Genomic DNA, 13,364 nt, shown 5'->3' on the forward strand with positions numbered 1-13,364 from the left:
GGTGAAAATCATGAAAGAACACGTACTCGTCATCCTGCCTCACCCTGATGATGAATCATACGGAGTGGCAGGGCTGATTGCTTTACACAGACAAAAAGATATTCCCGTTACGTATGCATGCGCAACGCTTGGAGAAATGGGCAGAAACATGGGGGATCCCTTTTTCGCAAACCGTGAAACACTGCCGCTGTTAAGAAAGCAAGAGCTGATTGACGCATGTAAAGCAATGGACATCACTGACCTGAGAATGCTCGGGCTTCGTGATAAAACACTTGAATTTGAAGATGACGAGTGGCTTGCGGATATGATGGAAGAGATTATCGACGATGTAAAACCGAGTCTGATTGTCACATTCTATCCGGGACACGGCGTCCATCCGGATCATGATGCATGCGGCGAAGCGGTCATCAGAGCGCTTTACAGAAAGAAAAAAGAGGACCGCCCGCGCACGCTTTGCATGGCAATCACCCGCAACAGGGAGGAAGCCGTCGGCAAGCCTGATGTCATTCTTGATATTAAAGAGGTCGCCGATATTAAAATGAATGCCTTAAAAGCGCATCGCACTCAAACAGAAGGTATGCTGAGAGAGCTGGAAGAAAAAATAAAAAATAACGAGCCGGTTCTCCAAACCTGGTTTGAAGAAGAAGTGTATTGGACATATCCGTGGAAAGACTGATAAAAAAAGGGATAAGGCGTTTCTGCCTTATCCTTTTTTTATGTCAGATCGGAAGCGATCGCTTCCGCAAGCGAAGACCGTATTGACAAATTTGAAAAACTCAGGCCGAGCTGCACCGCGGTTTGGGCAATTTCAGGCCGGATTCCGGATAATGTCGCTTTCACGCCGAGCATTCCGAGTGATTCAATTAAAGTGAAAAGCTGTTGGGCAACCATCGTATCAATCATGGCCACACCTGATAAATCGATGTACAGCTGCGTGATCCGTTTCTCTGAACATTGGTGCAGCGTATTTTCTAAGATCATTTTGGCTCTTGCCGTGTCAATATCCCCGATCAGCGGCAGCAGTCCGACATTGTCAAAAAGCACTATGACAGGCGAACTCAGCTCGGTGATCAACTCCTTTTGCGCTTCAAGCTGAATGTGTGTGTGTTTATACATCTCTTCTATGAAAATATGAATGACCACATCAAATGATTTAATCAGCGTATGGAATATATCTTCAGCATCTTCTTCTGTGACGGTGTCTGAATGCAGTTTGGTAAACTGCTTTACATGGCCGACATACAAATCACGAACTCTGATAAACTCGCGAATGATGTAATGGATAGGAGTTTTTAAATGTTCTTTATCCTGTGCGGCTTCGAACGCCCACTTCTCCAATGCCGCTGTATAAATTTCCTTCTTCTCAGAAAAAATCCGATTGATTTGATAATTAAACGTCAGATTTTGTTTTTTCAGATTCATGATTACCGCCGGGTCAGAAGAAGCATAAACAGAATCAGGATCCGTATCATGAAGGGTATCAAACCATGTCTGACTGATTTCTTCCGCCCGTTCGGTTAAATAATCGTACAGCAGTTTATGTGTTGGCATTTCTGTTCCTCCTCTATGAAATCATCATTTTTTTCACATCACGCTTTTGCAGCTTGAGCAGTCTGAAGAATAATCCGACAGCTCCTGCGGCGAGTCCCGCAATTAAACCGATCCAGTAGCCGTATGCCCCGAGGCTCGTATAAGTGCCGGCTGCGTAACCGAGAGGAAGCCCGATGATCCAATACGAAACAAAAGCCGCACCGAGTGTATAATTGACATCCTTATATCCTCTCAGAGCGCCTTGTATCGGAGCTGCCACGGCATCAGAAAGCTGGAAAAACAAAGCATAGATTAAAAAGTGCTGTGTCAACATAAGCACGTCCGGTTCTGATGTATACATTCCGGCGATTTGCGGTCTGAACAGCAAAATGAAAGCAGCCGTGCATAAAGAAAAACAAAGGGCCATCACAATGCCGATATAGCTGTATGACCGGGCATCCCTGTAGCGCTTTGCCCCTGCTTCAAAGCCGACTAATATGGTCAGCGCCATGGATACGCTGAGCGGCAGCATATACAAGAGGGAAGCGAAATTCATTGCCGCTTGGTGGGCTGCAATCGTCACCGTTTGGAAATGGCTCATAAGCAGTGTGACAGCCGCAAAAATGCTCGTTTCAAAAAATACGGCAAAACCGATAGGCAAACCGATTTTCAAAAGCTTTCTGCATTCAGACGGAGAAAACCGGTACAGTTTCCGAAATACAGAGTACCCGGCAAACGGCTCAAATCTTGAGACGATAAAAAAGCTGATAACGCAAATACACCAGTAAGTCAGGGCGGAAGCAAGCCCCGCACCGACTCCGCCCAATGCCGGCATGTTGAATTTCCCGAAAATAAACACATAATTCAAGACAAAATTGATGGGCAGTGAGCAGAGCGTAATAAGCATAGTGACTCTCGTTTTGCCCAGTGCATCAATAAACGAGCGCAAAACGGCGTACACAAACAAAGGAAAAATGCCAAGGGATAAAAACCCTAAAAAGTGTTTGGCGATCGTCCGGACACGAGGCTCCAGGCCCAAATGACCCAAAATCACATCAACAGTGAAAAAGCCGATAAGGATGACCGCCGCACTGAGAATGGCCGCTACGTAAACGGCCTGAATGACGGAAAACGGCGCTTCCTTTTGTCTGCCTGCTCCTAACAGCTGCGACACAACGGGCGTAACGGCCATCAAAATTCCTGCCAGTCCCGTATAAACCGGTGTCCACAGGCTTGAACCGATTGCAACGCCGGCTAAATCCGCGGCGCTCACTTTCCCTGACATCACCGTGTCCAAAAAGGTAATCAAAGAAAGACCGGCCTGTGTAATCAAAATCGGAATGAAGATATGTAACAGCTGTCTGACCTTTTGGCCGATCGTGTTCGTTTCTCTCAAGTTAGGTTCCCCGTTTCTTTATTTTAACGAGAGAAATTATAACATTTTATGTATAAAAAGCAATGAAACCCGGCCTACTCTTTTTTATCCGGCTTCGGCTTTTTAAACATTTTTGCGTAAATGAATGAAAGTGAAATGACACCTAAAAAGGTGCAGATATACTGCAACAGCCTTGTGAGTTCCATACAAATCCCGCCTCCTTTCTTGATTATCGTGCGCATTGCGGCGCATATCCATGCGCGCGATGCAGAAAATAAGGAAAAGGAGCTGATGTGACATGCGCCACACTCAAATGACGGAAAGTGCGTTTACCGCTGCCGTTCAAACGTATCTGAAACAAATTACGGAGGATGCCGCAATGATACTGCGGACATTGGATGAAAAAGATCAATGCCTGCTTTGCGAACTAGATGAACTTGGACATACGTTTCAGGAAATGCAGGCTGTCGCTTCGTCATTTTACCTGCAGACATATATCGAACATTTTACGCCTTCTTATACAGAGCTGGCGAGAGCCGTGCAGCATCTGGCAGAAGAGAAGCACGGAGCGCTGATTGTGATTGAACGGGCAGATCCGCTGGACGGAATGATACAAAAAGGGACAAGTCTTCATGCTGAAATCAGTTCAGCTTTAATTGAGAGTATTTTTTACCCCGGCAATCCGCTTCACGACGGAGCCGTATTGGTCAGAGAAAACCGGGTTGTATCGGCCGCCAATGTGCTTCCGCTCACAACAAAAAATGTCGGCGTCAAATACGGGACGCGCCACAGAGCCGCGATGGGTCTTTCGGCCGTGACTGATGCGCTCGTGCTCGTTGTTTCAGAAGAAACGGGGAAAATGTCCTTTGCTAAAGACGGCGGGCTGTATCCGCTTGTTTCGCCGCGGGCGCTTCATACGAAATAATAAGAAAATGGGAATATTGTACCCATTTAATATTAATAAGGTGAACATCTTTACCTTTTTCTGTATCGATGTTATTGTTTAAATATACATAAAATTTAAAAGAACAGGGAGTGGGAAGATGGCAAATGTATTGATGATCGGCTTTCCGGGAGAAGGCCATATCAATCCGTCTTTAGGCGTTGTAAAGGAATTAAAGGCGAAGGGCGAACATGTCGTATATTACGGCGTGAAGGAATATGAGAATAAAATCGCGTCAAGCGGAGCGGAATTCCGTGAATACGAAGATTTCCGAAAAGATGAATTCGGAAAAAACGCAACGGGTGATGAACATCGGGACGCTACAGAGTTTTTACTATTAATGATTGAGACCTCTAAAAAAGCCGCACTCCGCATTCTTGAGGATGTAAAAGATGAATCCTACGACTACATCATGTACGATCATCATTTTCTGGCAGGCAGGCTTGTGAGAAACATGCTGAAACTGCCGGCATATTCACTTTGTACGACATTTGCAATGAATGAAGCATTTATTAAAGAAGTCTTCTCAAATACAAACCTTGTATCAGAGGAATCATCCCATTATCCGGCTTATACTGAAGCGGTCAGCCAGCTCAATGAAGAATTCAGTGCAGACATTAAAACGCCGTATGATATTTTCTCAAATGACGGCAGAAAAACCATCGTGTTTACTTCAAGAGCGTTTCAGCCGAAAGAAGAAGAGTTCGGAGATTCCTATCTCTTTGTCGGTCCGTCCATAACCGACAGGGCGGCGTCCCATGATTTCCCGTTTGAACAGCTTGAAGGGGAAAACGTCCTGTTTATTTCAATGGGAACGATTTTTAACAACCAGAAGGAATTGTTTAATAAATGCTTAAAAGCAGCCAGAAGCTTTAACGGGAAAGCCATCATGTCAATCGGCAAACATCTTGATCCGGATGAACTGGATGAAATTCCGGAGAATGTCATTGTAAAGCCTTATGTTCCGCAGCTTGAGATTTTAAAGAGAGCGGACTTATTTATCACGCACGGCGGAATGAACAGTACGAGCGAAGGGCTTTATTACAAAACCCCGATGATCGTCATTCCGATGGGCGCAGATCAGTTCGCCGTCGGAAGCCAAGTGGAAAACACGGGAGCGGGCAAGATGTTTAAAAAAGAAAATGTGACAGTGGAATTGCTTACTGAAGCAATAAAAGAATTGAGTGAAAATCCTGAATATCAGAAAAAAGCTGATGAGATCGGAGAATCCTTGAAAGCGGCCGGCGGAGCACAGCGTGCAGCGGAATTGATATTAGAAGACGTGAAAACTGCCGTGACCCGGGTGCTGTAATCGCTCATTACCTGCTTCCTTTAAAGGAAGCGGGCTTTTTTTTGCTTGTTTTTCGGGGAGGATTTTTCCTGCCGCAAAGAGAATTGTATGAAAAACAGACAAGAAAGGTGGAATGTCGCGGAAAAAAGCCATGTTATGAAAATGATTCCAAAGTCTTTTGTGAAATGATCTCTATTTATGTAAAATGTGTGGCATTAGTGATGATTTAAGGTGTAAATGAAACGGAAATGATGTCGACTTCTGCATGAATCCTGTATAACAGGCGGCGTTTGAAGAAAAGGAATGCCCCTTTCAGTAATGATAAATAGGAGGTTTTTCGTTATATGAAGAAAAAAATCGCAGCCGGTCTGGCTGTATCTGCAGTAATGACTTCAACCTTCGCCGTGCATCCCGCTGAAGCAAAAACCATTCAAGTAAAAAACGGCGATTCTCTTTGGAAGCTTTCCCGACAATATCATACAAGCATTTCAGCCCTCCAGGCGGAAAACAAATTGAAATCAACGATCCTTTACCCCGGACAGCGGCTGAACATTCCTGACGGCAGCAGCACACATAAAACAAATCAAAAGGAAAAACGAAGCACGGGCGCTTACACGGTTACATACGGAGATTCCTTATGGGTGATCGCAAAAAAATACCGCATGAGTGTTTCGGAGCTGAGAAGCCTGAACCGTTTGAGCTCAGATGTCATCTATCCGGGCCAAAAACTGAAAATTAAAGGGTCTGCCCCCGGCACGGACAGAGGCGGCAAACAGACAAAACCTGATAAAGCCGCATCAGGGACTTACACTGTAAAACCGGGTGATTCGCTTTGGAAAATCGCCAATCAAATCGGCATCACCATCGCTGAACTGAAAAAGCTGAATCAATTAACGTCAGACTTGCTGTATCCGAACCAAGTGTTAAAAACCAAAGGCTCTCCACATAACGGAAACAGCGGCACAACACCGCCATCTCATCCAAACCCTTCTGAGAAGCCGTCCACATACAAAGTAAAAGCAGGCGATTCCCTCTGGAAAATTGCCAATCGGTTCGGCATCACCGCCCAGCTCATCAGAGAAAAAAATAAACTGACAACTGATGTGCTGCAAATCGGACAAGTTCTCGTGATAAACGGGACGGAAAAAACGAAAGACCCTGTGCGCCAGCCGGAAAACAAGCCGGCAAAGCCAAACAAACCTCATATTCCCGAACCTCCGGTGACAGGGTCAAAGATTGACAGAATGATAGGCGAAGCAAAAAAATACGTCGGCGTGCCTTACCGATGGGGAGGCAATACGCCTGCGGGATTCGATTGCAGCGGCTATATCTATTACCTTTTAAATAAGGTAAGCTCTGTTTCACGTCTGAGCACCGCCGGATACTGGAATACAATGAAACAAATCAGCCAGCCGTCAGCAGGCGACTTCGTCTTCTTTACGACATATAAATCAGGTCCTTCTCATATGGGAATATATTTGGGCGGAGGAGATTTCATTCACGCAAGTTCCTCCGGGGTTGAAATTTCAAACTTAAGCAATCCATATTGGAAAAAAGCTTATTTAGGAGCGCGCAGTTATTTTTAAAAAAAGCCTTTCGGGGCTTTTTTTGTTTACCATATTTATGTTTTGACAAGACTGATGGGTAAAAATAAGGGGGAGAAAGCATGAACCGTCTCTTGCTTTTTCTCATGCTCGCATCAATCACGCTTGGCGGCTGCGGAGGCAGGACCGCTCCAGTTCCTCCCAAAAAACATGAAGAAAGCCGCGCATTGGAAGCGTCAGCATACCGCGAGCATGCCGGACTCATCAATCAAAAAGGTAAAAACATCGGATATATTGAAGTGAAAGATTCTGATGAGGAAGGGTCAGACATCCATATATCAGCAGGACATCTGCCGCCGGGCGCTTCTCTCGGGTTTCATATTTATGAAAAAGGGGTATGCCAGACACCTGATTTCGAATCAGCCGGCGGCCCGTTCAACCCTTTGAACAAAGAGCACGGCTTCAACAATCCGATGGGGCATCACGCCGGGGATCTCCCCAATCTTGAAGTGGGGGCTGACGGTAAAGTGGATGTCATTATGAACGCGCCGCAGACTTCTTTAAAAGAAGGAAGCAGACTCAGCCTGCTTGACCGGGACGGGAGCGCGTTCGTCATTCATGAACATACGGATGATTATTTAACAAACCCGAGCGGAAATTCCGGAGCCAGAATCGCCTGCGCTCCTCTGACAAAAAGCGCCCGCAGGGAATGAGCCCTTTTGTATTGAGTATACAAGGGCTTTTTTAGTATACTCGGTTATGGAATATGAATGGAAAGGAAACATCACCTATGACTTCAGAATTACAGCACTTATCACTGCCCCAAGATATACAAAACAAACTGCAAGCTTATCAGAATCATCCCGTTTCCCAAGAATTTCAGGAGTTAATCGGATCATCGGGCTATGAGGCCGAAGATAAAGCAATTATATTTGATGCGATCATCGCTTTGACAATGGGAAAAAATATCTTATTAAAAGGACCTACGGGTTCAGGGAAAACAAAATTGGCGGAAACGCTTTCGAACTATTTTCATAAACCGATGCACAGCGTCAACTGCTCTGTAGACCTTGATGCAGAAGCGCTTGTCGGTTATAAAACGATTGAAAATGAACACGGGCAGGCGACAATTGAATTCGTTCCCGGACCGGTAACAAAGGCAATGAACGAGGGGCATTTTCTATACATTGACGAAATCAATATGGCAAAGCCTGAAACCCTTCCGATTTTAAACGGCGTGCTTGATTACAGAAAAATGATGACAAACCCGTTTACAGGAGAAGTGATTAAGGCGAGCGAAGGATTCGGTGTCATCGCAGCCATTAATGAAGGCTACGTCGGCACCGTGCCGCTGAACGAAGCCCTTAAAAACCGCTTTGTCATTATTGATGTTCCGTATATTAAAGGAAGCCTTCTGAAGCAGGTTCTGACCTCTCAGTCTGTCTTAAAAGATGAGAAATTAATTGAGCGTTTCATGACATTGTCTTCTGATTTAATCGCACAAGCGCATAACGGACAAGTGTCAGAGGAAGCGGCGTCAATCAGGGCTCTCATTGATACGTGCGACTTGGCTGCGTATATTCCGCCGAAACGGGCGATTGAAAGAGGCATCGTGGAAAAGCTTGATGATGACAGGGAGAAAGCCGCTGTCAGAAATATTGCAGAAACGCTGTTCGAATGAGGGATATACAATGAAGTTTATCAAATTTAACGACAGCACGATCGATTCATTTTTGTTCATGATGCTGACTGATCTGGCCAAAACACTGACCAGGAGCAGTGAAGTGGAAGTGGAATACGGCGTGCAGTCTTACTACAATCCCTTTGAAAAGAAAATTTACATGAGCCACTTTTGGAAAGACAGATCAGCCGGGGATATGGAAGCCGGCTTGAAAAGCGATGTGTATTTGCGCGCTGTCGGAACACGCAGCAGCTCATTCCGTGAATTTGCCGGGTTTTTAAATGATGTCCGCCGGCACTTCAAACGCCAAAGCTTTGCAAAGCAGCTGTTCATGCTGCTTGAAGATATCAGAATTGAAGAGCTGATCAAAAAAGAGCGGCCGGGAACGAAACGTGTATTTCAGAAGCGGAGAGAAATGTACAGGAAATACTTCACAACACAGCTGACATTGAACTTAGAACGGAGTATTTTCACCGACGCTTTGTATTGCGCGATGTTTGTCAAACTGACGGCTGAGTCTCCGCTTGAAGGCATTCCCTCCATGCAGGAAGATATTGATATGATGATACCGTATATTGAACGCCAGCTCATCCGGGTGTATGAGGCCGAATCTACGCAACAGATCGCAAAAATAACAGAAGACCTCATCGAAGGCCTTGATGAAGTGCTGGAGAAAGATATGCTGAACACCTACTTCTTTCTGCCGGAACTTGATTACGAGAAAGCAGCTGAAGAGCCTTTATTCGAAAGCATCAAAAGAGCGCCGTCATTAAGCGACGATATCACGCTCCCTGAGTCTTCCGACGGAGATGAAGATATCCATGAAGAGAAAATGAATACGTGGCACCGGGAAACTGAAGCGCCGTCAAAAAGTTTCCTTCAATTTGATATTGAACACGGCGCGAAATCAGACCTTGGGAATGACGCCGCCAGAGAAGGCGATGACGGTGATCAGGCGCTCGCCTCCGTTCAAGGCTCAGCACGCCAGACGAAAAGAGAGGATTATTCCCAGCTGGAAGCGCTTGAATCCAGACAGGATGAACACGGGGGAGCGGGACTGGCTGACGGAAAAGAAAACAAATTTGCCTTCCCGGTTCACCAAACACCGCACAAAGCGTCTCTGGAAGATGAACAGTCCTATAAAGAGCAGGCGAAAACGATAGAATCATATCAAAAGCGCCTGAAGCAGATGATACAAAAAACACTTGAACACAAAAAAACGCTCCCGCGGACCGATCTTCATGCAGGCAGGCTGAATCGCAAGCTGCTCCGCTACTTTACAGAACAGAATCCGCGCCTTTTCTATAAAAAGCAGGACCCGTCTTCAGAAATTGACGCTGTGTTTACATTGCTTGTCGATTGTTCGGCCAGCATGTTCGACAAAATGGATGAAACAAAGAGAGGGATCGTCCTTTTTCATGAAGCATTGAAATCAGTGTCCGTTCCGCACCAGATCGTTGGTTTTTGGGAGGATACAAACGAAGCGACCGAAACGAGCCAGCCGAACTTCTTCAATACGGTGATTCCGTTTGAAGAGTCGCTGCTGCAGGCGGCGGGTCCTTTGATCATGCAGCTTGCGCCGGAAGAAGATAACAGAGACGGATATGCCATCAGACAAATGACAAAACAGCTGATGAGGCGGAGTGAGGCACAAAAGTTTTTAATCGTGTTTTCAGATGGGGAGCCCGCAGCGTTCGGCTACGAACAAAACGGCATCGTCGATACGAGCGAGGCTGTCATCGAAGCGAGAAAAAGAGGGATAGAAGTCATAAATGTTTTTCTGTCCAATACCGCGATAGAAGAATCCCAGATGAAAACCATTCAGGATATGTACGGAAAGTACAGTATTTTTGTTCCGGACGTCGATCAGCTCCCCGATGTGCTGTATCCGCTCTTGAAAAAACTGCTTCATAAAAGCATAGGATAAGCTTTTTCCTATGCTTTTTCGCTTTTTATTTTAAAATGATTTAATTTTTTCGTTATGGATCTGTTTTTTTTACTATTTTGTGAACAATCAAGGTAGAATCCAAACACAATCAGTGGTAAAATATCCTTGGAAGCGTTTTTATTACATAATTTTGGGCACAGCGTTCAAAAGTTATTTCAAGATAGTGAAATGATCACTTGATTATCTAGGTTGGGGGTAATATTCAAATGTTTCAAAATAATATGAAACAAAGAATGAATTGGGAAGATTTTTACGGACCGAACCTCGGCTACGCACTGGAGCTGTACGACCAATATGCTGAAGATCCAGACAGCATTGATCCGGATCTGAAAGACATGTTTGACGAACTCGGCGCTCCGCCAAGCCAGATAAAAGAGGCATCGGGAACAAAGGAACAGGGACGCGTCACCGCAGATCTGATTCAAAAGATCGCAGCAGCAGTTAAACTTGCAGAAGATATTCGAACCTATGGCCATCTGAACGCTTCCGTCAATCCGCTCAGAAAGGATCAAATAAAGAGCGAGCTCTTTCCGTTATCCGAGTACGGGCTTACAGAAGAAGAACTGAAAGCAATACCCGCGTCTGTCATCTGTAAAGACGCACCTGCCAATATAACGAACGGCTTAGAAGCCATCCAGCATTTACGCAATACGTATAAAAGAACCATCTCCTTTGAATTTGACCATGTGCATGATTTCGAAGAGCGCGCATGGATTACAAAAATGGTCGAATCCGGAGAACTGTTCCGGAAAAATTCACCGGAAAAACTGTCAGCCGTTTTAGAAAGACTGACGGAAGTAGAAGGATTTGAACAATTTTTACACCGGACATTCGTCGGTCAGAAACGTTTCTCAATTGAGGGATTAGACGCGCTTGTGCCGGTTCTTGACGACATTATCGCCCAGTCTGTGAAAGCAGGCACAACCAATGTCAATATCGGAATGGCGCACAGAGGCCGTTTAAATGTCCTCGCGCATGTGCTCGGAAAACCATATGAAATTATTTTCTCAGAATTCCAGCACGCGCCGAATAAAGATCTTGTACCGTCTGAAGGCTCGACCGGAATCAGCTACGGCTGGACGGGAGATGTAAAATACCACCTCGGTGCAGACAGACAGCTTCAGGATGCTGAAACCAAAAGCGCGCGGATTACGCTCGCGAATAACCCGAGCCACCTGGAATTCATCAATCCGATTATTGAAGGAAGCACGCGGGCGGCACAGGAAACAAGAACGCAAAAGGGGTACCCGGTTCAAGACGAAACAAAATCGCTCGCCATTTTAATTCACGGTGACGCAGCGTTCCCGGGAGAAGGAATTGTCGCTGAGACGCTGAACTTAAGCTCTCTGAAAGGCTATCAGGTCGGGGGGGCCATTCATATCATCGCCAATAATATGATCGGCTTTACAACTGAAAGCGATGAATCCCGTTCTACAAAATATGCCAGTGATTTGGCGAAGGGCTATGAAATACCGATCGTTCACGTCAACGCGGATGATCCTGAAGCATGCCTGTCAGCCGTTAAGTTTGCGGTCGAATACCGGAAGCGTTTCAATAAAGATTTCTTAATCGATTTAATCGGTTACAGACGGTACGGCCACAATGAAATGGATGAGCCGTCCACGACACAGCCGATGCTGTATGACGCCGTCAGAAAACACCCGACTGTCAAGCGGATCTTTGCGGAAAAACTCGTAAGTGAAGGCCTGATCAGCGAGGAAAAAGCGCAAAACATTGAAACGGCAGTGACAAAACGAATCGAAGACGCCTATAAAAAGGTGCCCGCCAAAAAAGAAGACGCCGTACGGGAAATCGAATTGCCGGAACCGGTGTCCAACGGTTTTCCTGACGTTGACACAGCCATTGATTTTGACGTTCTCCGCAAGCTGAACGGCGAACTCATCAACTGGCCGGAATCCTTTAACGTGTTCGGCAAGCTGAAAAGAATTTTGGAAAGACGAGCCAAAGCGTTTGATGATGATCGTAAAGTGGAATGGTCATTGGCTGAATCGCTTGCGTTTGCTTCCATTTTGAAAGACGGCACGCCGATCCGGCTGACCGGACAGGATTCAGAGCGCGGAACGTTCGCTCAGCGAAACCTTGTGCTGCATGACAGCGAAACAGGAGAAGAATTTGTTGCGCTCCATCATTTAGACGACTGTGCTTCTTCATTTACGGTGCATAACAGCCCGCTTTCTGAAGGGTCGGTTCTCGGTTTTGAATATGGGTACAACGTGTATTCGCCTGAAACGCTTGTGATGTGGGAGGCGCAGTACGGGGACTTTGCCAATGCGGCTCAAGTCTATTTTGATCAATTCATCTCTGCAGGACGGGCAAAATGGGGACAAAAATCAGGATTAGTCATGCTTCTCCCTCACGGTTACGAAGGACAGGGGCCTGAACACTCCAGCGCCCGCGTCGAGCGGTTCCTGCAGCTGGCGGCAGAAAACAACTGGACGGTGGCCAACCTGACAAGTGCGGCTCAATATTTCCATATTTTAAGAAGACAAGCGAAAATGCTGCTTCGTGAGGAAATCCGTCCGCTTGTGATCATGACGCCGAAGAGCCTGCTGCGCAATCCGAATACGGTATCTGAAGTGCAGGAACTGAGCGAAAGCAGATTCAAGCCGGTCTATGAGCAATCCGGTCTTTCCCACGCTTACGAAAAAGTGACTCGCGTCGTGTTATCAAGCGGAAAAGTGTCAATTGACATCAGCGATCACTTTAACAAAATGGAAGGCGATAAAGATTGGCTTCATATTGCCAGAATCGAACAGCTGTATCCGTTCCCGGCAAAAGACGCGAAAGAACTTTTCGCCAAACTGCCGAACCTGCAAGAGATCGTTTGGGTTCAGGAAGAGCCGCAGAACATGGGGGCTTGGAGTTATATCAGCCCGTATCTGACGGAAATCGCGCCGAAAGGAGTAAATGTTCAATACATCGGCCGAAGAAGACGATCCAGTCCCGCAGAAGGAGATCCGACAGTCCACAAAAAAGAACAGGAACGCATTGTATCTGATAGCTTGACTCGCAAAAACTAAGGGGGAAATGT

Annotated in this window: 10 protein-coding genes; 8 read left to right on the plus strand and 2 right to left on the minus strand. The window is 46.0% G+C overall.

Annotated elements, in window-relative coordinates:
• Positions 1–10: 10 nt before the first annotated feature.
• Entirely contained in the window at positions 11–676 is a 666-nt protein-coding gene (gene bshB2 / locus ACXN9U_RS04935; RefSeq protein ID WP_015417637.1) for a bacillithiol biosynthesis deacetylase BshB2, read from the plus strand.
• 38 nt (positions 677–714) lie between these two features.
• On the opposite strand, the gene ACXN9U_RS04940 is transcribed toward bshB2, so the two are convergent.
• Together ACXN9U_RS04940 and ACXN9U_RS04945 are read right to left on the minus strand one after the other, a co-directional pair.
• Entirely contained in the window at positions 715–1,551 is an 837-nt protein-coding gene (locus tag ACXN9U_RS04940; protein WP_489202242.1) for an STAS domain-containing protein, read from the minus strand.
• Between the two features lie 13 nt (positions 1,552–1,564).
• A complete protein-coding gene (locus tag ACXN9U_RS04945; protein ID WP_489202243.1) occupies positions 1,565–2,926 on the minus strand; it encodes an MATE family efflux transporter in 1,362 nt (453 codons plus the stop codon).
• 277 nt (positions 2,927–3,203) lie between these two features.
• Here ACXN9U_RS04945 and cdaS point away from each other — a divergent pair, with 277 nt between their 5' ends.
• The 7 genes from cdaS to sucA all read left to right on the plus strand — a co-directional run bounded on the left by cdaS (position 3,204) and on the right by sucA (position 13,353).
• Entirely contained in the window at positions 3,204–3,830 is a 627-nt protein-coding gene (gene cdaS, locus ACXN9U_RS04950; protein ID WP_060962550.1) for a sporulation-specific diadenylate cyclase CdaS, read from the plus strand.
• A gap of 118 nt (positions 3,831–3,948) precedes the next feature.
• The gene (locus ACXN9U_RS04955) at positions 3,949–5,160 is read left to right on the plus strand and encodes a macrolide family glycosyltransferase (protein ID WP_489202244.1); all 1,212 of its coding nucleotides are present in this window, start codon (positions 3,949–3,951) and stop codon (positions 5,158–5,160) included.
• 323 nt (positions 5,161–5,483) lie between these two features.
• Positions 5,484–6,725 (plus strand): C40 family peptidase, encoded by a 1,242-nt coding sequence (locus ACXN9U_RS04960; protein ID WP_489202245.1) that lies wholly within the window; start codon positions 5,484–5,486, stop codon positions 6,723–6,725.
• Between the two features lie 80 nt (positions 6,726–6,805).
• Entirely contained in the window at positions 6,806–7,396 is a 591-nt protein-coding gene (locus ACXN9U_RS04965) for a superoxide dismutase family protein (RefSeq protein WP_489202246.1), read from the plus strand.
• 77 nt (positions 7,397–7,473) lie between these two features.
• Positions 7,474–8,364 (plus strand): AAA family ATPase, encoded by an 891-nt coding sequence (locus ACXN9U_RS04970; RefSeq protein ID WP_060962554.1) that lies wholly within the window; start codon positions 7,474–7,476, stop codon positions 8,362–8,364.
• A gap of 10 nt (positions 8,365–8,374) precedes the next feature.
• Positions 8,375–10,291 carry a vWA domain-containing protein gene (locus tag ACXN9U_RS04975; protein ID WP_489202247.1) on the plus strand — a complete coding sequence of 639 codons (1,917 nt, stop codon included), beginning with the start codon at positions 8,375–8,377 and terminating at the stop codon, positions 10,289–10,291.
• A 227-nt stretch (positions 10,292–10,518) separates the two neighbouring features.
• A complete protein-coding gene (gene sucA, locus ACXN9U_RS04980; protein ID WP_060962556.1) occupies positions 10,519–13,353 on the plus strand; it encodes a 2-oxoglutarate dehydrogenase E1 component in 2,835 nt (944 codons plus the stop codon).
• Positions 13,354–13,364 lie beyond the last annotated feature (11 nt).

The organism is Bacillus sp. BACIII, from assembly GCF_057836745.1.

Excerpts from the sequence above, each read along its gene's own strand:
- bshB2 (WP_015417637.1), top strand. The coding sequence starts at position 11 with ATGAAAGAACACGTACTCGTCATCCTGCCTCACCCTGATGATGAATCA.
- sucA (WP_060962556.1), top strand. The coding sequence starts at position 10,519 with ATGTTTCAAAATAATATGAAACAAAGAATGAATTGGGAAGATTTTTAC.
- cdaS (WP_060962550.1), top strand. The coding sequence starts at position 3,204 with ATGCGCCACACTCAAATGACGGAAAGTGCGTTTACCGCTGCCGTTCAA.
- ACXN9U_RS04970 (WP_060962554.1), top strand. The coding sequence starts at position 7,474 with ATGACTTCAGAATTACAGCACTTATCACTGCCCCAAGATATACAAAAC.
- ACXN9U_RS04965 (WP_489202246.1), top strand. The coding sequence starts at position 6,806 with ATGAACCGTCTCTTGCTTTTTCTCATGCTCGCATCAATCACGCTTGGC.
- ACXN9U_RS04975 (WP_489202247.1), top strand. The coding sequence starts at position 8,375 with ATGAAGTTTATCAAATTTAACGACAGCACGATCGATTCATTTTTGTTC.
- ACXN9U_RS04960 (WP_489202245.1), top strand. The coding sequence starts at position 5,484 with ATGAAGAAAAAAATCGCAGCCGGTCTGGCTGTATCTGCAGTAATGACT.
- ACXN9U_RS04940 (WP_489202242.1), bottom strand. The coding sequence starts at position 1,551 with ATGCCAACACATAAACTGCTGTACGATTATTTAACCGAACGGGCGGAA.
- ACXN9U_RS04955 (WP_489202244.1), top strand. The coding sequence starts at position 3,949 with ATGGCAAATGTATTGATGATCGGCTTTCCGGGAGAAGGCCATATCAAT.